The sequence below is a fragment of the candidate division TA06 bacterium genome (genome assembly GCA_016208585.1).
Taxonomy (GTDB): Bacteria; Edwardsbacteria; AC1; order AC1; family EtOH8; genus UBA5202.
The window spans coordinates 1-21,982 of sequence record JACQXR010000127.1 but is presented as its reverse complement, the minus strand read 5'-3'; the positions used below and the strand labels follow the sequence as shown (position 1 = coordinate 21,982).

Annotated in this window: 20 protein-coding genes and 2 tRNA genes; 6 read left to right on the top strand and 16 right to left on the bottom strand. The window is 50.0% G+C overall.

Annotated elements, in window-relative coordinates; all coding sequences use genetic code 11:
* Positions 1-28: 28 nt before the first annotated feature.
* The 6 genes from HY768_09605 to recG all read left to right on the top strand — a co-directional run bounded on the left by HY768_09605 (position 29) and on the right by recG (position 8,157).
* Complete coding sequence (locus tag HY768_09605; GenBank protein MBI4727452.1) at positions 29-475, top strand: T9SS type A sorting domain-containing protein; 447 nt, start codon at positions 29-31, stop codon at positions 473-475.
* A gap of 21 nt (positions 476-496) precedes the next feature.
* Positions 497-2,596 carry a T9SS type A sorting domain-containing protein gene (locus HY768_09600; GenBank protein ID MBI4727451.1) on the top strand — a complete coding sequence of 700 codons (2,100 nt, stop codon included), beginning with the start codon at positions 497-499 and terminating at the stop codon, positions 2,594-2,596.
* Between the two features lie 175 nt (positions 2,597-2,771).
* Positions 2,772-3,773, top strand: a complete 1,002-nt coding sequence (galT, locus tag HY768_09595; protein ID MBI4727450.1) for a galactose-1-phosphate uridylyltransferase — start codon at positions 2,772-2,774, stop codon at positions 3,771-3,773.
* The gene (gene glgA, locus HY768_09590) at positions 3,770-5,236 is read left to right on the top strand and encodes a glycogen synthase GlgA (GenBank protein ID MBI4727449.1); all 1,467 of its coding nucleotides are present in this window, start codon (positions 3,770-3,772) and stop codon (positions 5,234-5,236) included. Before galT ends, glgA begins: the two co-directional genes overlap by 4 nt.
* A gap of 159 nt (positions 5,237-5,395) precedes the next feature.
* Entirely contained in the window at positions 5,396-5,986 is a 591-nt protein-coding gene (locus HY768_09585) for a gliding-motility protein MglA (protein MBI4727448.1), read from the top strand.
* 119 nt (positions 5,987-6,105) lie between these two features.
* On the top strand, positions 6,106-8,157 hold the full coding sequence (recG, locus tag HY768_09580; GenBank protein MBI4727447.1) for an ATP-dependent DNA helicase RecG: 2,052 nt from the start codon (positions 6,106-6,108) through the stop codon (positions 8,155-8,157).
* A 191-nt stretch (positions 8,158-8,348) separates the two neighbouring features.
* Here the strand turns inward: recG and HY768_09575 are convergent, their stop codons facing one another.
* The 16 genes from HY768_09575 to HY768_09500 all read right to left on the bottom strand — a co-directional run bounded on the left by HY768_09575 (position 8,349) and on the right by HY768_09500 (position 21,268).
* On the bottom strand, positions 8,349-8,759 hold the full coding sequence (locus tag HY768_09575) for a hypothetical protein (protein ID MBI4727446.1): 411 nt from the start codon (positions 8,757-8,759) through the stop codon (positions 8,349-8,351).
* Positions 8,760-8,800: 41 nt separating this feature from the next.
* Positions 8,801-10,051, bottom strand: coding sequence for a hypothetical protein (locus HY768_09570; protein ID MBI4727445.1), 1,251 nt, complete (start codon positions 10,049-10,051; stop codon positions 8,801-8,803).
* A gap of 5 nt (positions 10,052-10,056) precedes the next feature.
* Entirely contained in the window at positions 10,057-12,522 is a 2,466-nt protein-coding gene (locus tag HY768_09565; GenBank protein ID MBI4727444.1) for a hypothetical protein, read from the bottom strand.
* A 241-nt stretch (positions 12,523-12,763) separates the two neighbouring features.
* A complete protein-coding gene (locus HY768_09560; protein MBI4727443.1) occupies positions 12,764-13,891 on the bottom strand; it encodes a hypothetical protein in 1,128 nt (375 codons plus the stop codon).
* A 188-nt stretch (positions 13,892-14,079) separates the two neighbouring features.
* Entirely contained in the window at positions 14,080-14,604 is a 525-nt protein-coding gene (locus HY768_09555; GenBank protein ID MBI4727442.1) for a hypothetical protein, read from the bottom strand.
* 466 nt (positions 14,605-15,070) lie between these two features.
* Positions 15,071-15,415: a hypothetical protein gene (locus tag HY768_09550; GenBank protein MBI4727441.1), complete on the bottom strand. Its 345-nt coding sequence runs from the start codon at positions 15,413-15,415 to the stop codon at positions 15,071-15,073.
* 22 nt (positions 15,416-15,437) lie between these two features.
* The gene (locus HY768_09545) at positions 15,438-16,073 is read right to left on the bottom strand and encodes a GGDEF domain-containing protein (GenBank protein MBI4727440.1); all 636 of its coding nucleotides are present in this window, start codon (positions 16,071-16,073) and stop codon (positions 15,438-15,440) included.
* A 148-nt stretch (positions 16,074-16,221) separates the two neighbouring features.
* Entirely contained in the window at positions 16,222-16,875 is a 654-nt protein-coding gene (locus tag HY768_09540; protein ID MBI4727439.1) for a DnaJ domain-containing protein, read from the bottom strand.
* A 302-nt stretch (positions 16,876-17,177) separates the two neighbouring features.
* A complete protein-coding gene (locus HY768_09535) occupies positions 17,178-17,819 on the bottom strand; it encodes a hypothetical protein (protein MBI4727438.1) in 642 nt (213 codons plus the stop codon).
* Positions 17,820-17,855: 36 nt separating this feature from the next.
* Positions 17,856-17,933: a 4Fe-4S binding protein gene (locus HY768_09530; GenBank protein MBI4727437.1), complete on the bottom strand. Its 78-nt coding sequence runs from the start codon at positions 17,931-17,933 to the stop codon at positions 17,856-17,858.
* Positions 17,934-17,943: 10 nt separating this feature from the next.
* Positions 17,944-18,186 carry a hypothetical protein gene (locus HY768_09525; GenBank protein MBI4727436.1) on the bottom strand — a complete coding sequence of 81 codons (243 nt, stop codon included), beginning with the start codon at positions 18,184-18,186 and terminating at the stop codon, positions 17,944-17,946.
* A 223-nt stretch (positions 18,187-18,409) separates the two neighbouring features.
* Positions 18,410-19,420, bottom strand: a complete 1,011-nt coding sequence (locus HY768_09520) for an HD domain-containing protein (GenBank protein ID MBI4727435.1) — start codon at positions 19,418-19,420, stop codon at positions 18,410-18,412.
* Between the two features lie 469 nt (positions 19,421-19,889).
* Positions 19,890-19,966 (bottom strand) — tRNA-Pro (locus HY768_09515).
* A 33-nt stretch (positions 19,967-19,999) separates the two neighbouring features.
* Positions 20,000-20,665, bottom strand: a complete 666-nt coding sequence (locus HY768_09510; protein ID MBI4727434.1) for a transposase — start codon at positions 20,663-20,665, stop codon at positions 20,000-20,002.
* Positions 20,666-20,730: 65 nt separating this feature from the next.
* Positions 20,731-20,973 (bottom strand): transposase, encoded by a 243-nt coding sequence (locus HY768_09505; GenBank protein ID MBI4727433.1) that lies wholly within the window; start codon positions 20,971-20,973, stop codon positions 20,731-20,733.
* A gap of 217 nt (positions 20,974-21,190) precedes the next feature.
* Positions 21,191-21,268, bottom strand: a tRNA-Pro gene (locus tag HY768_09500).
* Between the last annotated feature and the right edge of the window lie 714 nt (positions 21,269-21,982).

Genomic DNA, 21,982 nt, shown 5'->3' with positions numbered 1-21,982 from the left:
TCCCGACACCATAAGGCTGTGGGCGACTGTGGATACGCCATATGTGTGGAAGGTTCCCAATAAAAGTTCAAAGACCTGCAAAATAAAAGTAATCGCCTATGATAGCGGCTATAACCCAATTTCCGACGAAAGCGATGTCAGCTTTGGGATAACCATGACCGGGGTGGCGGGGGAGCCCGAAGACAGAATACAGAAGTTTGAATTTAGAATGGCCCAAAATGCGCCGAACCCGTTCAACCGGAGAACAACCATCAGTTATCAATTACCGCAGGCCGGGCAGGTGAGCCTGAAAATTTACAACATAAACGGGCAATTGGTAAAAACATTAGTGGACAGGGTTCAGGGGGCCGGGGCATACCGCATAAAGTGGGACGGCAAGGATGAGAGCGGGCAAGCTGTGGCCAGCGGAGTGTATTTGTATCAAATAAAAACCGGCAAACAGGGCGACATAAAGAAAATGATTCTGTTAAAATAAAAAAATATGTGAGGTAAAGTTATGAGAAAGATAAATTTGATTTCACTAATCTTCCTACTTTTGGTTACTCCCATTTGGGGCCAAAGCCGCTTGCCCTGTTCTAAATCGCTTCTGGCGATATCATTTCAGAGTAAGGCGAGACAGATTCGTTCTCTGGGTCAAGGGGACATTTCTCCTGATAGATCATCAGAGAATAGAGAAATAATAACAGTCTTTAATGTGGGAAAGGCGGGATTTTCTCCTTCTAATCAGGAACCCGCATTAATAAAAACTGCCAAATCACCGGCTGAGACGCTGAAATACGATACTGATCCATATTGGGGATTTTACGCAAATGTGCCATACTGGGCAGTGAGGTTTACTTCAACTTCGGAGAACCCCGTTAGAGCCGCTTTAATCTTTCTGTGGGCCTATCGCGGTACTCCTGCTTCCTGCAGTCTCTATGTCTGGGATTGGGACACTCTCAATAATTGGCCGGGAGAGATAAAGATAGGGCCTATTCCATTTACGGCAGTTACTCAATGGCAGAGGATAGACCTCCCCCAGCCGTATTTTGACGGAAACGACTTCGCTATCGGTTATTTTTTGCCGCTTCCTTCAGGTGCGGATACTACCCTGGCTGTAAGCGACCAATACGCCAACTTCCCGGACCGCAGTTGGATTGGTAATGGCGCTGCCTGGAGCACCTTCCAGAGCACTGGAGGCGCCGGCGATATTTGCATCCGGGCCATCGTTGATAAAGCGGACCACGATGTGAAGCCAGTGAATATTATCGCCCCGGAGAAATTCGTCAAATCGAACACGATAATCCCGCCCCAAGCGATTATAAAAAACATGGGGACCAATGCCGAAACCCTTGATGTGACTATGAGAATAGAAGGAACCTCTCTATACTCTTGCACAAAAAATATAAATATTCCACCGGGTTCAGAGAAAGAAATTACCTTTGAGAATTGGGCTTCCCCTTCAGTGAATGAAATAGCGGGTAAGGCGACGCTTTATACCGAACTGGCCAAAGATCAAAATTTACAAAATGACACATTGAAATCCTTCGTTCAAACTAGCAGGGCAAAGATTCTTTTGCTAAGCGATGAATACGACGGCCATAATGTTCCCGAATACTGGGATAGCCTTTATGCGAGGATTATAGAATATTGCGGTTTTGATTCTACCGGATATGATATCTGGAACTATCCGGAATGGGGCGGCGTTAGAAATGAATTGCTGGGACTCTATGATGTGATTATTTGGCATACCGGCACTTCAAACGGCAACCCGGCTTCCAGCATCTGCGGTGGATTATCTTTAAATTTAGATGATAGAACGGGAGTTATTCAATGGCTTGAGAGCGGGAGTTTAACCAGCCCCAAAAACCTCTGTCTTTCCGGAATGTGGATTCCCTGGAATACAATTGCCGATGCCGATAATGGGGCTCAATTGGCCGACTCGCTCTTTGACCGCTACTTTTATCTTCGCTATCCGAAGGAAAATTTTACCGATTGGATTAGGGTTGACAATCTGTGGAAATTAGAGGCTGTCTCTGGAGGCTTTATTACCACTAATAGTATCCCTCTTTACTGGCGTAGCCAGGAGAATTTTCCCGACCAATTGGAAGCCATACCTGGCTTTTCACAAGGCGAAATCAACTGGCTTGATAGCACCAATACGGCGCATCATTTAGCCGGGATAAGTTATGACGGCGGATATTTTAAGACGGTTCTTTTCACCTGTCCTTTTGAGGGAATGTTCCAGCCGGAGACCATAATGGCCGATATGCTAAAATGGTTTGGCGTGCTGACGGGAATAGAGGTTTCCGGCAAGCCCGAATTGCCAATTACGAATTACGAATTCAAATTGGGGCAAAATACGCCGAATCCGTTTAAACAACGAACAATGATCAGTTATCAATTACCCAAGGCCGGGCAGGTGAGCCTGAAAATTTACAACATAAACGGGCAATTGGTAAAAACATTAGTGGACAGGGTTCAGAGGGCAGGTGAGCACAGCGTAAAGTGGGACGGCAGGGACGAAAGCGGGCAAGCTGTGGCCAGCGGGGTGTATTTGTATCAAATAAAAGCCGGTAAACAGGGCAACATCAAGAAAATGATAATCTTAAAATGAGGAGGAGATAAAGTTTTAGCCTGGTGTCCTGGAACAAAAATGTGAAAGTAAAATAAAGGGTTGGCGTTATGCCAGCCCTTTATTATTTTGTTAATTTAAAACCGGCCTCTTATTTCATTGACTTTATGATTATTAGCAGGTATAATTTAAGTTAAACGCTTTTATATTATAAGCCATGCCTGAACTCCGCAAAGATCCCATCATCGGCCGTTGGGTAATAATCTCCACCGAACGGGGCAAACGTCCGGTGGATTATGACATCCCCATTCCGGCGACGACCCGCGGCTCCTGTCCCTTTTGCTACGGCCAGGAGCATCTGACCACGCCCGAGATCCTGGCCGTCAGGCCGCCGGACACGGCCCCCAACTCTCCCGGCTGGCAGTTGAGGGTAATAGCCAACAAATACCCGGCCCTAAGGGTGGAAGGAGAACTGGAGAAATCCGGCGAAGGGCTTTACGACAAAATGTCCGGCATCGGGGCCCACGAAATAATAGTGGAGATGCCGGAGCACAACCGGCTGTTGTCCGACTTGGACATCCCCCACCTTCAGAATATTCTGGCCGCCTATGTTTCCCGGATGCAGGACCTGAAACGGGATACCCGCTTAAAATACCTGATGATATTCAAGAACCAGGGATACCGGGCCGGGGCTTCGCTGGAACACAGCCACAGCCAGCTTATCGCCACGCCCATCGTTCCCAAGACCATCAACGAGGAGCTGGCCGGGGCCCAGGAATACTACCGCTACAAAGAACGCTGCGTTTTCTGCGACATAGTCAAGCAGGAGACCGAGGACCGCCGCCGGCTGGTGCTGGAAAACGAAAATTTCATTTCCATCGCCCCCTTTGCCGCCCGCTTTCCCTTTGAATGCTGGCTGCTCCCCAAAAAACACGAATCCAATTTCGAAAACATTGCCATGGCTGATCTGGCCCTGCTGGCCCCGATATTGAAGGAGACCCTGCTCCGCATCAAAGCCTCGGTCAATAATCCGCCCTTCAACCTGGTGATCCATACCGACCCCTGCCAGTTGTCCGGTCTGCCCCACTTTCACTGGCACATGGAAATAATGCCCCGTCTTACTAGAGTGGCCGGATTTGAGCGGGGAACCGGGTTTTACCTCAACCCCACCCCGCCCGAGGAATACGCCCAGTTTCTGCGGGAGGTGGATATAGTTTGAGCCGCCGGCAGTTCCATATAATTACTGTATCCTCCGAGGTCCATCCCTTCGCCAAAACCGGCGGCCTGGCCGATGTGGCCGGAGACCTTCCCCAGGCCCTGGCCCGGCTGGGGCACCAGTGCACTGTGATCATGCCGGGCTACCAGAAGATCGACCTCAAGCTGTATGCTATAAAGAATTCCGGTCTTACTGTAGATTGCAGCATTGATGGGGCCGGACACCGGATAAACATTCTGAAATCGGATTACCTGCCCGGAATTACTGTCTTATTTCTGGACCACCCTGTTTTCTCGAAACGCCCCGAGCTATATGGCACCTCTCTGGGAGATTACCCGGACAACGCCTTCCGCTTCGCTCTTTTCTGCCGGGCCGTCATTGAGCTGATTGAAAACTGGGAACAGCCGCCCGACCTGATCCACTGCCACGACTGGCAGACCGGCCTGATCCCGGCTCTGATAAAATGCAGTTCAGACCGCAAACCATTTTGGGAAAAGGTAAAAACTGTTTTTACCATCCACAACCTGGCTTATCAGGGAATATTTCCCAAAGAACAATACCTCCTGACCGGCCTGCCGGAGAAATGTTTTAACATAGATGGCCTGGAGTTTTATGGCCAGATGAATTATCTCAAGGGCGGGATCTTCTTCGCCGACCGCCTTACCACCGTCAGCCCCACTTACGCCCGCGAGATACTGACCCCTGAACAGGGTTTTCAGCTTGACGGGGCGCTGCGGTCCAAAGAGGACATCCTGAGCGGCATCATCAACGGGATCGACTACCGCGAATGGGATCCGGCCTCCGACAAGTATCTGACCCTGAACTTCGACCCGGGCAGGATAGTCAACAAGAATGCCCTGAAACGGATACTCTATAAAAAACTTGGATTGGTCCCTACCGGCGGCCGCCCCCTGCTGGCCATGGTTACCAGGCTGGCCGGCCAGAAAGGCTGCGACCTGGCGCTGGAAGCTTTTGACGAGTTGGTGAAGCTGGGTTGCGACCTGGCGGTGCTGGGAACGGGGGAACAAAGATATCACGACGCCTTTGAGCAGAAGAAACGCCTTTATCCCCAAAATTTCGGCTTGAATTTAAGCTTCGACCCCGGCCTCTCCCATCTGATGTATGCCGGCTCCGATATGTTTCTGATGCCCTCGCTTTACGAGCCCTGCGGCCTGGGCCAGATGATCGCTTTGAAATACGGCAGCATCCCGGTGGTCAGGAATACCGGCGGCCTGGCCGACACCATAGTGGACTATCAGCCGTCCTCTGCGGATTCCAACGGTTTCCTGTTTGACGGTTTCAACGCCCCGGAACTGACATCGGCCGTTAAAAGGGCTTTGCAGGTTTATTCCACTAAGGAAAACTGGGCCCGGCTCGCCAAACAAGCCATGGCTTGTGATTTTTCCTGGGATCGGTCAGCTTTAAAATATCAGGAACTGTACTATTCCCTGCTGGCAGAGAAATGAAATTTTATGGATTATCCATTGGTTAGGAAATACCGTCTCCTGAGATAAGTTAGAGCTCATCCCCCGTCCCTTTCTCTTGGGCAAGAGAGGGGATAAAGGGGTTGAGTTTAAGTTTTTCAAATATAATTAGAAAATCATCAATCGTCAAACTGAAAATCTATGGCCTTAATCAACCAAGCCTCCCACGAAATAAGCTGCAAACTGGTGTTTTACGGTCCGGGACTGGGCGGCAAGACTACCAACCTGCGCTATATCTACGAAAAGGTCTCCCCCGGCGCCAAGGGCCAGTTGATCTCGCTGGCCACCGAACTGGACCGGACCCTGTTTTTTGACTTCATGCCTTTGGACCTGGGAAGCATCCACGGCTACAAGACCAAATTCCACTTGTATACCGTGCCGGGCCAGGTGTTCTACAACGCCTCGCGCAAATTAGTGCTGCGAGGCGTGGACGGCATCGTGTTCGTGGCCGATTCTCAGACCGAACGCTTGGCCGATACCCTGGAAAGCTTTAGGAACCTGGGGGAGAACCTGGCCGAGATGAAGCTGACCCTGGAAAGCCTGCCCCTGGTGCTGCAGTACAACAAACGCGACCTGCCCAACATAGTTACCATTGACGAACTAAACACCAAGCTTAACCCTCAGGGGTACCCTTATTTTGAGGCCGTGGCCAATCAGGGCATCGGTGTGCTGGATACTTTGAAAGCCCTGTCCAAGCTGGTTCTGGGAAATGTCGGGAAAAGGATCACCTGAGTACAATAAAATACTTTTGCATAGGGTCAGCGTTTATGACTAACGGTATTTTTCCTGAAATAATACAGCAAATAAAAACCGAGAGACATCTCCCTCGGTTTTATTTAAAAATATCTAAATTGACCGAGATCCAATACATCAAAGGGGTTGGCCCTAAGCGGGCTGAGCTTTTCCACAAGCTGGGCATCTTCACGGTGCGCGACCTTTTTTACCATGCCCCCCGCCGCTACATTGACCGCAGCGTCTTCACCCGCATCGCCGACATCCATCCCGGGCAGAATGTCACGGTGATGGGGCAGGTTTCCGGCAAAAGCGTCAATTACGCCCGGCGGGGTTTTACCATTTTCAACCTGATGATAAACGATGACTCAGGTTTTTTGCCGGTCAAATGGTTCAACCAGCCCTATCTCAAGGACCGGTTTGAGACCGGCCAGACCGTGGTCTTAAGCGGTTCCGCCAAATACGACCGGGGGCTGGTTTTATTGAACCCCGAATATGAGGTCATCGACGCCGAGGACGCCGAGCTGATCCACACCGGACGCATCGTGCCCCTGCATCCCTCCACTGCCGGACTATCGGCCAGGCAGATCAGGACCGTACTCAAAGCGGCCATGGCAGGTCATTTGGATGAAATTTCCGAATCGTTGCCTGATGCCGTGATCCGGAACCGGAGGCTGATGCCGCTGAAGAATGCCGTTAAAGAGATGCACTTCCCCCAAAGCTCTCAGTTTGCCCAAAAAGCCCGAGAGCGCCTGGCTTTTGAAGAATTATTTTATCTGCAGATCCTGCTTTTGCAGCGCCGGAAGAACTTTTCCGGACTGGCCCGGGTGGTTTCCATACGCTCGTCGGATTGGCGGAAGAGTTTTGAGTCGGTCATCTCCTTCACCCCCACTGCGGCTCAGGAACGGGTGATGCGGGAGATAACCAGCGATCTGTCACTGACCAAACCCATGCACCGCCTGCTACAGGGCGATGTCGGCTCCGGCAAGACCCTGGTAGCCTTCGCCGCCCTGCTCCAGGCGGCCGGGCAGAACCTGCAGACCGCCTTGATGGCCCCCACCGAGATACTGGCCGAACAGCATTATGCCGTAATCAAGCCCTGGTTAGACAAGCTGTCCATCCCTTCGGCCCTGTTGACCAGTAAAACGCCGCCGCCTGAAAAGAAGGAGATCTACCGCAAACTGGAATCCGGGGAAATACTTCTGGGCATCGGCACCCATGCCCTGATCCAGGAACAGGTGAATTTCAAAGCGCTGGCCCTGGCCATCATCGACGAACAGCACCGGTTCGGGGTGGCCCAGCGGGCCAAGATCCGGGCCAAGGGAAAGGATCCCCACCTGCTGGTGATGACCGCCACCCCGATCCCCCGCACCCTGGCCATGACCGCCTACGGCGATCTGGACATCTCGGTGATAGACGAACTGCCGCCGGGCCGCCAGCCCATCATCACCAAGGTAACTTCCGAATCCAACCGGGCCAAGGTCTACTCGTTTTTAAGCGACCAGATGAAGGCTGGGCGGCAGGTCTATGTAATCTACCCCATCATCGAGGAAACGGAGAAGACCGACCTCAAGGCGGCCATCAAGATGCACCGGCATTTAAGCGACGAGGTTTTCAAGGGTTTTAAGACCGGCCTGATCCACGGACAGCTGTCTTTTGATGACCGGCAGCAGGCTATGGAGGAATTCCGCCGTGGCGTCATCCAGTTGCTGGCGGCCACCACGGTGATCGAGGTGGGCATTGACGTGCCCAATGCCTCGGTAATGGTGATCGAGCATGCCGAGCGCTTCGGCCTGTCACAGCTGCACCAGCTGCGGGGGCGGGTGGGCCGGGGCCGGCACAAATCATACTGCATCCTGATGTCCGGGGCCAGCTCTACCCCGGAGGCCACGGCCCGTTTGGAGATAATGCAGAGCACCTCGGACGGGTTCAAGATCGCGGAAGAAGACCTTAAGATCAGGGGACCCGGAGAACTCTGGGGAACCAGGCAGCATGGCCTGCCGGCCCTCAAGATCGCCGACCTGGTGGCAGACGCTGGATTAGTGGCCCCGGCCAAGCAGCTGGCCCTGGAGGCAATGCAAAATGTTTTGACAACGGCCGAACAATCATTTTTGGACCGGAATCTGAAGTTCCATTTCCCGGATGCCCAGGAGTTGATCCAGACCGGATAAGGAAAGCCCCCCGCCTTAAGGCGGGGGGCTTTTAAAATACTTGGTGTCAGGGAATCAATGACCCTGCCGCAGAGAGCACACGTGATTGCAGGTTAAATTGCAGACGCAAGCAAAAGCTATGCCGGATATATAAAACGCAACGGCTAGGGGATTCCCAACCTTTTGTAGCAAAGCGGAAAATGGACATGATTTTATAACGATTGATATAACCCCGTCAGTTCATTTACTTCCTTATTTAACCTTTCTTTCTCTTGCTGTAATTCCTGAATCTTTTGTATTGCCTCCAATTCTAATTGCCGCAATATTTTCAAGTGTTCTTCTATCGTTTGGGTCTCAACCGTTAGTTCTTTATAAATCAATGCCTCTTGGTTGTTCTGGCCCGTTTCAACATTCGCCAATGCATTTATTGCCACTACTTCCATTGCTGAAACTTCTTCGGCTTCTGGCGGAACAACATCGGCATGTTCAGTTGGTATTTCTATTTGCCGATCGTTAGATGTTACGGCAGTTTGCGGAATGGCTTCCGTACAGGTCTCTACTTTAACGCCTGCCATCTCTTCAGTTTGTTCTTCCGATAAATCAACAGTTCCCAGTTCCGGCATATTTTCTATATTTAGCGGTATCCGTCTCCCATTGGGTAATTTCATGTAGTTTTTTTTGATATCTTTGTTTTTAGAACCCTGGCAATGGGGGTCAAGTGTTCTATCTGTTCAACCAGATATTTATGTTTTTGCGAACAGTCCCGGATTTCATTTTCCAAGGCGCTTTTTGCGGCAGATAGTTCTTCCAATTGAGAACGATAGGCCTTGATCTGCTGCTCTTGGGACAAGCATACTGATTTCAACCTTTCCAATTCGCCTTGTTTTTCGGCGATTCCTTGTTCCAAAGCCAAAGTTTGTTCTTTTGCCCTGTTTAACCAGACTTCGACAGTTTCTTCGCCTTTGGCTATTCCCTTCGGTCTCTCCCTGAACAAACGCTCAGATTCTTCCTGTTTTTTTATTTTCTCATCCAGTTGCCCAGCCTGTGCCTGGTGGGATTGTACGGCGTATTTCAATTGGCCGATTTCAGTTTTATATTTTTCCAATAACGCCTTGGCCTCAATATTCACCGCCTGGTTTTGCTCGATTTCACGGGTCAATCCCGCTATTTGCCGTTTGACCTCTATGAGAGCCTCGGCTTTTTTTTTCTCCTCCTCTTTAAGATCGGTTGTTTTCTTCCTAAAGTATTCCTCTTCTTTTCGCAAAGATTTCACCGTCTCATTCAGCTGGGTTTCTATTTTCCGTTTTTGTTTAATGTCATTTTGTATCTTCTCCAAATCTTGATCGCATCCGGTGAAGCCCAGTACGGCCAATCCTATCACCGAAACCCCGGCGATCAAAAGCCATAAAACCGGCAAACCCGCCGGTTTTTCACCTTTGGCCGCTGCCATTGGCAGAGCCAGATGAACTTCGCCTATTTTTTGCCCGCCGACGGTTATGGCCGCGATGGCATGAACCAGCGCTTTTTTATCTGCGCCGGCGTATTCTTGCGCCGAAAACTGCGATTTGCCCAAACTCGTCAAACCCTTCGGCGCGTTGTATTCCGCCCCGACTTCATCCTCCTTGGCGCTGGCCCAAATCTTATTATCGTTGTCTATTATCCGGCAATATTGAATGTCGGGATAATCAACCTTGGCTTTGGCCACCACATCGGCCAGGCCGACATCATCTTCGTCGCCCAAAAGGTCTATCGAGGAACGGGCCAAAGATTTGGAAATTATCTCGGCCCTGGAATACAGCATATTTTTGGCCGATTCCCTTCTTTCCCTTTTGCCCGTCACTTGCTGCTGGATTACGATGGCTGCCAAAGCAGCCAATATTCCAATGCTGGCGATGATGACTATTATCTTTTTCATATCTATTACCGGCCCCTTCTCATGGCTTTTAATTTGGCGAGGGTTCTTTTCAAATTCTTTTGAGCCTTGGAATTTCCCGGATCCAACCTTAATATCTTTTTCCAGAGCGCTACTGCTTCCTCATATTTTTCCGAAGTATACAAGGAGGTTGCCCGTTTAATTAAAGACTCTATTTCCTGGGGGCTGGCCTTAGGTCCCGGTGGCGGCGCCGGCTTCCTTCCCGGCCTTGGCGGCGGCGGGGCAAGTTCGGCTTGTTTTTGCATGGCCGATGCAGCCTTAACGCCCTCGATGGGCGAAAGCACCACCTTCTTGACTGTCCGCGCCAGACGTTTGACCGGAAAATTCAATCCCTCTATCTCCTGACCTGTCCCAACCTTAAACTTAAAGGTCTTCGGTTCGGCCACATAATCCGGCGGCAGGCTGGATATATCCAAATTGGCGTAGTGTTCACTGACCGGCACATTGCTAAACCTAAATAAACCATTGCCATTGGAAATGGCGATTAAGCCTTCGGGTTTTAATACCACGGTTACCTCGCTGACCCCGGTTTCCCCGTCATCAAATATCCCGTTATTGTTCTCATCAATAAAGACCCGGCCTTTCACCGTGCCCAAAACGCTGACGGCAAAGTCCGCTTTCCTGCTTGTCAAGCCGCCTGTTGAAACAGTCTGAACCAGCGGGCTGATTGGCGTATAGTCGGCTGGCAGGGTGGCTAAATCCATCTGCACGTCATAAGCCTTGGGCTTAAGATTGACGAACCGGTATTTCCCCTGGTTGTCGGTCACGGTCTCGCCCTGGCCGTTAGCCTTAACCCTGATACCCGAAATGCCTTTTTCTTCCCGTTCCCTTTTACCGTTCTTATTGGCGTCAATGAAAACGTTGCCTTTAATTTCATCGCTGGACAGGTTGGCGCGGCGCTCCAAGCTGACCGAAAGATACTGGGATTTATAATTATTGGTTTTTGACCCAAGCCCGAAAGTTGGCCGATAATAGGCCTTAATCATAAACGAATAAGGCAAAATGACGGCGCCATACAAGCTGCCGCTAAATGACTTGGTTTTTTCCTTTTCCTCCAACAATTCAGCTTGCAGGTTCAAGCTTAAAGCCTTGATTGGCGACAAACCCAGGTTGGCCTTATACTTTGACCATGGCTGTTCAAAAGCAGGGTTTAAGCCAAAGGCCTGATTTCGCTTTCCCCAAACATACCCGAAATAAATCCAACATCCTTTCCACTGACCGCTCTTTAAGCCGGCCTCCCATTCCCTCTCTTTGGATAAAAGCCCCAAGCTATCGTTCCGGGGCAGCAGCTTGCGGTCCTGGTAACGCCCGGATAAAGCGGCAAATTTTAAATCTTTCGAAAGCTCGGCCCAAATCCTTTCGACGGTATTTTCCTTTTTAAATATTTCAAACTCCAGGCTGTCATTTGCAGTTTGTTCATTATATGCGGCTTCATACCCAAAAGAGGCCGCAGGCGCTGACGGCAAAGAAAGCCTCAATAAACCGCTGCCGCCCTGACTGTAATCCAGGGCCGTGCCGGCTCTCTGCCGGCCGATGCTCTTTAAACTAAACCCGCTGATGTTTAATTGGAGATATCGCTCAAAATTCAAACCTAATGACAATGATAACCGGTCTTTGGCTTTGGGATTTTCGGAGACGTTAACCAGATTGGCGAATGTGGAATCAAAATGAAGATAGGACACACGGCTAAAAAACACGTCCTGGGCATAACCGAGGCCGGTGTTATAGGCAAAACCCAGATTGTTCTTGAAACCAGGCCGATGACATCCGGAGACCTCGAAAAACAGGCTAAACTTCCGCCAGTTCAAATTGGCGCCGGTTCCGGCCAGCGTCAGATTATGAGTCCCCTGCCTTTGGCTGAAATATTCCCGAAGCTGCAAAGCCCTGAAAGGCTTCCATTGGAAATCAGCGCCCCAAACCCGATCCTTGAAACCGTAGCTTGCAGTTACCCTTCCGGCCTGGGGTGTTTGAATAAGACCGCCGAAGGTTTTTAGCTGCCATTCTTGCCCTGAGCGGCCCGGCTGAGCTGTTAGGCTGAGTTTATCGAAGCCCTGCCGAAGCCTTTGCCGAAGGGTTTCATTTTGGGCCGGTCGCATATCAAGGCCGATGCCTCTGAATTTTATATGGCCCGCTAATTCACCGTAGATTATATCGCCGTCGCCGAAGGAGACCGAATTTTTTAAGCCGCCCAACAACCAGTCTTGGATTTTAAATTGGCCCCGGTACAGGCCAACCTGGGACTTATCCTTCACCAACGAAAGGTCGGCGGCCAGGGAGAAACCCTCCAGCTTCTTGGATAAAAGCCCTGCGTAAAACCAGCGTGATTCTCTGTACCCCGAATTGCTAAAGGCCTCCTCCCTTTGAACCCTGAGCAAAAGCTCATCGGCCAAAAGCGAAGAAGACAACAATATCAATGCCGGGCCGATTAAGATATGTAATCTTGAAAATTTCATTTTCAACTCCTATATAAATTACTTACCCGTGCATATACCTGTGGTGAGCCACTTGTACTGAGACTGTCGAAGTAAGCCGAACCACTTGTGGTGAGCCCAGCCGAACCATTAGCAGACAGAGGCAAAGGCCGTGCCTGCACGCTTGCGCGCCAAAGCGCTTCAGCGCACAGGCACGCCGTAGTTGTTTCGGCACGCAGGCGTGAACGGCCTGAGACTGGAGAATAGGGTCTGCTCATCAAACCTATCTTCTTTTGGCTTTTTTCATGGCAGCCAGCTTGCTTTTCGTTCTCTCCAAATTCTTCCGGGCCGAAGCATTGCCGGGATCGGCTTGAACTATTTTTTGCCACAAGGCCAAGGCCTTGCCATACTGCTCGGCGGTATCAAGTCGGCTGGCCTCCTGATGCCAGGCTTTCACCTGTTCGGGGCCGGCTTTGAGAACTGCAGGCCGCCGGTTCCTGCTTGTGGTGAGCGGTGCCGAACCATCGGGCGCCGAAGTCGCCAGCGGCGACGTAACCTTGGACCCTGGCTGGACAACCCCCGACCATACCGGCGCCGGCGCCGGTTTTAAATGGGCCTCCACTTCGGCCGCGGTCAGTTCGGGCCCGCCATAATCCATGGTGGCGGTCAGCAAATATTGGCCGCTGTTTAAATGATCCGCGTTGACTTTGTATCTCCGCTCCATGCCGGGCAGGGCGGCATATTTTTCGCTGTTGATGTCAAGCTTGCTGACCGTCAAGCCACTTGTAGCGAGCGTTGCCGAACTATCCTTGTTTTTAACTTCCAAGATTCCGGTCGGCCTTACCAGCGCTGTACCGGCATTTCTAAAGGTGACGCCGATGAAATTCTTGCCCCCCTGATTCAAAAACTCTATTTTATTTATCTCGCCCTTTTTAGTTCCAGTGCCCACCGCCCGGATATTGACCAGGCACACCAACCGGGCCGAGATGGCGGTACCCGTGCCCGTTACTTTTTGGGGCTTGGTATTAACGACCAGGGCCAACCGATATCCGCCGTTGACCTCGGCCGGTACAGAGACCGTATACCGCACCATCTGGCTGCCGCCCTGAATTAAACTGAATTCTTCGGGGTTTATTTTTACCCACTTGGCGCAGGGCCTGGATGCGGCAAAGGACGGATCATCCCCTTCCAAAATGGTCTCGCCATCCAGGTCGGTCAGGCAGTCCAGGGCCTGGGCCACGCATTGCACGGCGCCCGCCCCCAGATTTTGCGCTTGAATGGTTCCGGTCTTGCTTTCCCCCGGCAAAACCTGAATATCCACCACCGGCGGCCAGACGTTGATGCCCACTTGGGCCAGTGATATCTGACACCATCCCAGGATCAGGCATAGTATTGAAATAACTGTCTTCATAATGACCCCTCCCTTGACGCAGTTAAATAGTACTGAACTCAACCCCGCTTCGTTTGTCTAATGTATGTATTCCCTTCGGCATTGCTCAGGGCAAGTCTCAGTGCATGCGAGGATAAGTTCGTTTGGTTTGCCTCACCCCCAAAGCTCCTCTCCACAAAAGGAGAGAAGTTTTGGAGCAACCGACACCGCTAATTGGTGGCAGTCAGCGTGTAGGTGGTGGTGTTGCTGTAGGTGCCTGCATTCTGGTTGTTCGGAACCGCCACCTGCAGGTTGCAGGTGATGGCGGTGCCGCCGGGCAGGTTGTTGTCTTCGGTAAGAAGATCGCAGGTATAGAACAGGGAAGCCGATGTGGTCATCGCGGTATAAATCAGATCAAGATGCACTCCTGCGCCCCCGCTCGACTTGTGGGTGTAGCTGGCGTTGGGGATGGTGTAACTGCCGCTGGTCAAGGCCTGGTTGTCGTGGATCTTGAGATACCAGAGCGACCCAGCATAATTTGACAATACCGTGACGATAATGGGGCTGGCCTCGGTGTTCACCGTAGTGTTCAGGGTTGTAGTGCCCAAATCAACCGTAGCGCCGCCGCTGAGCGACAGAGTGAAAGTGCCAGCGATGGCGATTTGCACAGTCTTATTCTGGGCATCGTCAACCTGCGCCCACACCATAGCCGGCAACGCCATAAATACGGCCGCTATGATCAGTAACCTCTTCATTTCTCTCGCCTCCTTTCGTTATTGGTATATGGCTATCCCAGCCAAAAGTAAAAATCTGTCAGGCCCAGGTATAAGTCTGCCTTATCAAGGTATGGGCCTACTAAGCCCAAATATAAGTATGATTGGCCCAAATATAAGTATGCTTGGCCAAAATATAAGTCTACTATGCCCAAATATAAGTATGTTTGGCCAAAATATAAGTCTACTATGCCCAGATATAAGTATGATTAGCCAAAATATAAGTTTACCAGGCCCAAATATAAGTCTACTTAAGCAAAGTATAAGTCTACCGGGGTCCGCCTAAGGCGGATATTGGAACTCATCCCCCGGCCTGCGCCGTTGCTATGGCGGACAGGCCGGCCCCTTCTCCCATTTATTTTGCTTCGACACGCTCAGCACAAGTCCAAGAGAAGGGGGGCAAGCTTGCACTGAGCTAAGCCGAAGTGGGTTGAGTTTAGGTTCTCTCCTATACCTTGGGTTTGGAAACCTTTCTGCCGGTGGCCCAGGGCATCAGCCCCAGCTTTTTAAGCTCGGTTCCTTGTTTGCCATATACCGAATAGGCATAGTCTACCACCCGGCGGTATAAGCCATCGATCTTCCCGGCCGATTTGTTAAGCTCCTTGGTGGCCTTGTTCAACTCGGCTTTCAGGCTTTCCTGGCCGGCGTCGGCGTCTATGTAAATCTCCAGTTCTTTTTCCAGTTCCTTTAACTTTGCATCCACCGGCTTCATATCGGCGCTTAAGCCCTTGGTCCCTTTCAGCAAAACTTTTACCTGGGCTATCCTCTCGGCGTGGGTTTTGAATTTGGCCATTTGTATCTTCACCTCCTTTCATTTAGTATTTTACCGTATTTCTTCCAGCCTGCTTGGCCTCGTAAAGCTTGGCATCGGCCTGGCGCAACATGGCCTGGTAACTTTCCGCCTTGTCATTATAAGCTGCTATGCCCTGGCTGATGGTCACTTTCAAACCGGACATTAAATGATCCCAGTCGTACCACTCCACCGCCAATCTGATCCGTTCGCAGAAGAAAATGGCCCCGTCGCAGGGCATTTCCGGCAGCGCCAGCACAAACTCATCGCCTCCGTAGCGGGCTATCAAATCGATCTCCCGGCAGTTGTCCCTGAATATCCGGGCCGCCGTCTTTAATACCTGGTCGCCCGCCTGGTGGCTGAAGCTGTCGTTGATGCGCTTAAAATAATCCAGGTCGGCCATAATCACCGTCAGGTCCCGGCGGTAACGTTGCGCCCGGATAAATTCATGAGCCAGACGAATGTCCAAATAACGCCGGTTGTAAAGGCCGGTAAAGCTGTCCTCGCGGTTTTGGCGCTCCCGCTCGGCCAGCGTTTTGTAGAGTTTCCGCAGTTCGGAGTGGGCCCGGTTAAGTTCGTCAATCAGCTCTTCTTTTTTTAAATTTTTCTTGCTTTTAAGCAGGCTGATCCTGGCCGCCAGGCTTTTGATTTTGTTTTCCATGGCGGAAATTCATTGCGGCTTATTATTTCTTGCCACTTGCCTACTAAAAGCACGAAATATTTTAAAAATGTTTTCGCGTTTTTTCGCGCCTGCCCTGCAGTGGCGGTGGTGTTTCGTGGGGAAGTCCCCGGTTATTATTTAGAACCCATTACTTAGCGCCGAACAAACTGCCCCAAAATCCATTGGGAACAAGCTTTTTTAATTCCTGCAATTCCTTTTTGGCCCGCAGGCATTTGCCGTCCCATTTCAGGGCTTCTTTAAAATGCTTCTCGGCCTCCACGAATTTTTGATAATGCTTATGGACCAGGCCCAGCGCCACATAATGCTCGGCATTGTATATTTCCAAATCAATAGCCTTCTTGCATGCCTCCACCGCTTTATCAAAATGATGGCCGGTCTTAATTACTGACAACGCCAAATGGGTGTAATATTTGGGCTCCCTGGGATTAAGCTTTATGGCCGTTTGAAAATATTCCACCGCCTTTTCATTTTTGCCGGCCTTTAAAGCCTGCAATCCGTAATTGTACAGCATCTCCGCCTGAGTCACATTAATGGTATGTTCTCTGCCGCCGGCCTTTGCCGACAGTTTTTCATTATATTCCTTCCGTTTATTCTCGTCGCTCAAGACATGATAGGCTTCGTTGATAGCCACGAATTTACCAAGGGCTGTATCCGCATTATTTCCGTTGAACGGCGATTTATCGGGATGGTATTTTTGGGCCAATTGCAAATAGGCCTTTTTTATTTCTTTTTGGCTGGCATATTCCGCAATGCCTAAGATTTCATAATAATTCTTGATCATGGCTGAACTCCCGCTAAGTTCAAACAAAAAACCGCTCCAACTCTGTTTTTAAACAGAGTTAGAAACGGCTTCCAAATTATTGGCAAAATATACCTATAGCCCCTGGCTGCAAGTAAATATTTAAGGGGGGGGGGGGTGCAACAAGTATGCCCAGAGGCCGGCTGATTTTAAATTTCGAAATAAATTTTCGCATTTTTTTTAGGTCCTTATGATTATCCCCTTGGTTTTAAGAACATTGACCACCGGCCACTTTGGAACTCATCCCCTTTTCTAAACGGACGTAAATACAATCGTCTCATAGTTTAGAATCCACTTAGCTCTAACGCAACTCCAAAACCTATTCCCGACATATCCAGTTCGCGTTTATAGCCGCTCTCTTCCTCGCGGGATATTGTATTGCCGTTATACATGGCCTGGATGACAAAGGCGCTGCTGTAACCTAACTTTATCTTGCCGCCAGCCCTGACCCGCCAGCCAAAACCGCTGTACCAGCCGTCATCCGGCCCGGCGTCGATCGTGCTTGAGGCCAAAGTATCGTTATAGGAATAGGAAACACTGCCCAGGCCATAGCCCAGATCTAAACCGGCATAGGGTTTGATTGCAAAGTCTATTGGAAAGGCAAGGCTAATTGAGGCAAATAACGGAAGATAGCGAACGGTGTGCTTGTACAAAACCTTGGTCATTGTGGTTCCGATAATTGTAGTATCCGTGTCCACCGTCACTTTTTCCTCAAATGTTTTCCCGAAATAATCGAAGCCCAGGGATACGCTAACCATCTGATCTATGCCTTTGCCGTAGCTGGCACCAAATATTATGTTCCCGTTGCCGGTTACCCCGACCGGGTTAAAATATCCGAACCGGCCTTCCAAAACATTGGCTTGGGAAATGCTGAAGCTTGCTGCAATTATAACTGCTATAACTGCCAAAAGCAACGTTTTTCTCATTGCCGCCCTCCCTTATTTTATTATTCTTGAATATTTCTAGGCCATGACGATGCAGGTTACCGGGCAGGCGTCCACGCAAGCTCCGCAGCTGGTGCAGGTCTCGGGCTTGACCAATTCCTTTCTTTTACTTTTTGGTTTTCTTTTGTTTTTCCAGCCGGGCGATGTCCTTCATGATCTCGGATTTCTTGGCGTTTAACATTCTCTCATGTTTTAGTTCCTCGGAAACCAGGGATTTGAACAGGGTCTTGACATCGTACTCGTAGGAATAGGTGGCCTCTTTGGAATAACGGTTCTGGGCCATCCGCTCGTATTTGATGGCCATCTCCAGGCTTTTTACCAGTTTTTTAGCCAGCTTCAGGTCTTCCATAAAGGTTTCTCCTTTTATGTTTTCTGTTAATTTGCTATTTGAAAAATAATAATACCATAATTGCCGGGTTTTGGCAATAGGCTTATAGTTCTCTGATTATATCTGCTTGGACAGGATTAACATGATTCCCATGGAATATAATATCAAAACTGAATTCTTCAGTGACTAAAGCAGTTAAATAAATCATGTAAATCCCGTCTAAAAGATTCCTGGCAAGCATCTTTTAAAACAGCTTCAGTTCGCTCTCCCGCTCCCCGCCCGATTGGGCTTCGGTTCTGGCCAAATAAATATAACGGTCTATCAAATTGACGTAATCGCTCCATCGCTTGTTCTGCAAACCTTCCTGCTTGATTATCCGGGTAAAGGCCGCGGCGTGGGAATCCATGTAATCGCAGTGGTGGACCACCAGCGCCTCCAGGGTGGAAGGCACCACCGGGCTGCCCTTCTCCTTCTCGCCGTGATGGGCCAGGATCATATGGCGCAGCCGCTTTTCCAGCTCCTTGGGAAAGTCCTTCACTTTGGGAATCCGCTCCATCAGCATCTGGTCGCCCAGCACCACGTGTCCCAGCAGCCGCCCTTCGTCGGAATAATCAATGTAGGTGGTGACGGCGAACTCCCGCATCTTGCCCATGTCGTGCAGCAAACAGCCGGTCAGAAGCAGGTCGGCGTCCAATAATTGATAGTTGTTCAGCGCGGCCTTGGCCAGCCGGCAAACCCCCAAAGTGTGTTCGGCCAGTCCGCCCAGGTGGGTGTGGTGCCAGAGCTTGGCGGCCGGGGCCGCCAGGAATTTTTCCAGAAAGATTGGATCGTCAAAAAAGCATTTCAGCAATTTGGCCAGTGCCGGGTTCTTGACCGGGGCCATCTCCGCCCTGATCCCGGATTCCAATTCAGCCCTTGATCTTTCTGACCCGGCCATGAAATACTCCAGCCGGTATTCTTCCGCGCCGGCCCGGCGGATGTTGTCCACCCGCAGCTGGGGATTGTCCTTGTATTTGCCGGCCAGACCTTTCACCTGAACCACGTCGCCCTGGACCACTTCCTTATAGGCTTTTTCGGCCTCGTTCCAGAGTACGGCGTCGATCCGGCCGGTGGCGTCGCCCAGCTCCAAGTTAAGATAAGCCTTGCCGTCCGATTCCTTGGTCTTCAGCTCTATCTTGCGCAAGGCGTAAAAATCTATCACCTCTTTGCCTATGAAACTGTCGGACCTGATGTCCTTAATGCATACCCGTTCCATTAAATTTTCTCCGTAAATATGGAAGCCTAAATTATTTAAAAGACCACGGTGGACTCTCCGATTGGCAGTGTAGAACACCTACTTCCGTTACGCGCTCGGCAACTCTGAATTGTGTCGCCCTCAGCCTGCTTTCATTATGGAGCTTATCCGAAGCCTCACAAACACAACCTGAATTGTGGGATCCCCTGCCATGGTATGCACAAAAAGAATATGTTTCCTATAATGATATGATACCACCGAAAACCATCAAGAGGATTAATATTCAAACACTTGCAAACGCTCTTAAAATGGCTGCTTAAGAAAAAATGAACATTAAATAAGTGCAAAACTATAGTTTTACAATAAAAGGCAGGATAAAAGACAGAACCTGACCCGGTCTTGGGATTCTGACTGTAATGTTTTTAGTTATAAAAAGATGACCGGGTGACCCCGATTGCGTCGGGGCGGCTCCCATTTTCCCGTTGTTAAATGGTCGGGGTGAGAGGATTCGAACCTCCGACTTCTTGGTCCCGAACCAAGTGCGCTACCGGGCTGCGCTACACCCCGTTTTTTGTTTAATGCTGAACTGGTATTAGGTATTCACTGCTTACCTATGAACCATTGAAGGTTAATCATACTGTAAGCCAGATATCGAAAGCCCAGGTGAATAACGTGAAGTTTCTCGTATCGAATGACCAGCTTACGATAGGTATCGGCCCAAGCGAAGCAATGTTCTATCCGATGGCGCTCACGATAAATATGTTGAACACTACTGAATTCATCAAATAGGAACCGGATTTTCTCTGGATTCTTGTTGTTTCTAATATTGGGCCGGATAACCGGCAGCAGGAAGTTTTGCCGGATGAGGTCTTTGTTCTCCTGGCCATCAAAGCCGGCATCCAAGGTGAGATAGGAATCGGTTAAATCCAAACCGAGTTGCTTGCTGGTGGTAACTACCTTCTTCAGTATCTCTGGTAACAACGTCGTATCATGTTCATTGACTGGGCGGACAGTGACCGGACCGATGATGTTACCCATGTTGTCGACAATGGTTAGCTCTTTTTCGCCCCGCTGGTGCTTGTGCCCGGAATAGCCGATTTTGTTGCCCCCTTTTGGCCACGGTATTTGACCCGTCGCCGTGAAGGATAGAGAGGTCAAGTTTGCTCCCGTCTCGCAATACCGCCAGGGAATGGCGGAAGATACATTCAGGGTGTTGATTTGAACAAAATGAGTGTTTTCAGGTAGAGAAAATGTATCCCAAGGCAAAAATAATCGCTCTACGGTCTTATAAATCCGCCGCTTTTTGGAGGGGTCAGATTTCCGATTTTAAATCAACACCCTGATTGATAGCTTTTATCTTTCGACCACCGGTTGTGGTGGCGGTAGACATTGGACCAGTGTATTTCGTTGCGAAAAGTCCTCAGCTGTCGCCACTGAACGCCGGTATGGAGCATATAGAGAATGTAGTTGAATATCTTGTAGTATGATATCTTTGGTTTTAGCCCGCGGCTGCCTTTTGAGAGGTGGAGCTTAATATAGCGGTTGAACTCTTTCCGGGTTATTCGTGTAGGCAGTTTGTTGGGTGTGGAGGTGTTGTTTCGTTCTCTTTTTTCTTGCTTTCATTTGCGTGCTATTTTAATGACTTATATGAATTGGTTTTAAAGCCCCATTATAACACATTTGCCCGGTTATCTTAATACCAGTTCAAAATTAAATAGCCAGAATTGACAGGATTTCTTTTCCCCGGGCGTCCCAGGCTTTGACTTCCCATTGATCCTGTCGTTTTGAAAATGGTCGGGGTGAGTGGATTCGAACCACCGGCCCCTTGACCCCCAGTCAAGTGCGCTAACCGGACTGCGCTACACCCCGACACACAAATTAGTTCTGCCTGAAAAACCCAGTTTACCCCGCTTGCCCCGCAAAACGGTGGTTTACCCAGCTAAAAGCGGTGGCAATGGCGGGGCTAAACACTCGAAAAGGCGCGAAATGTTAAATTCAGAATATTACTTTAACATATTTTGTGATCAATAGGTTATGGAAATTCTCTTTTTCGTGCCTGCCCCGTTTGCCCCGCCCAACGGCGGTGGCTACAGCGGTGGTTTTTAGCGTATTTCCCGTCTGCGACGGACAAGCCGCGGGAAAAACTTGTCCTGAGCAATACAACATTGCTTTACTTGCGAATGGATGGTCTTTTTCAGTGGTAACTAAATAGTTTCCGTTGAAAAACTAACCGTAGAAAACCAGGTGATAAAATAACCAATAAATACACCATCCCCTAAATTCATTTTTTCTTTTCTTTCATATTTTTATCCCATCGCCCTCATTAGTTGGCTGGTTTTCTTCAAATTGTGGGTTTACCGCGCCCCAACCGGTCCAGTTCTCCATGCCGTTGTCCCCAGTAAGCAGACAACGATCAAAGCCAAAGCAACGGGCCTGCACGCCGAAGGAGTTACGGCCCGCAGGCGGGCCAAATAGCTGAGGCGTCCCTCAGATCCGGCCCGGAACTTCTGCAACCTTTTAAACCAATGTTGTTGTTCGTATTTCTTTCGTTTCCTGCTTCGTTTACCACGGGCCGGCAGCGAT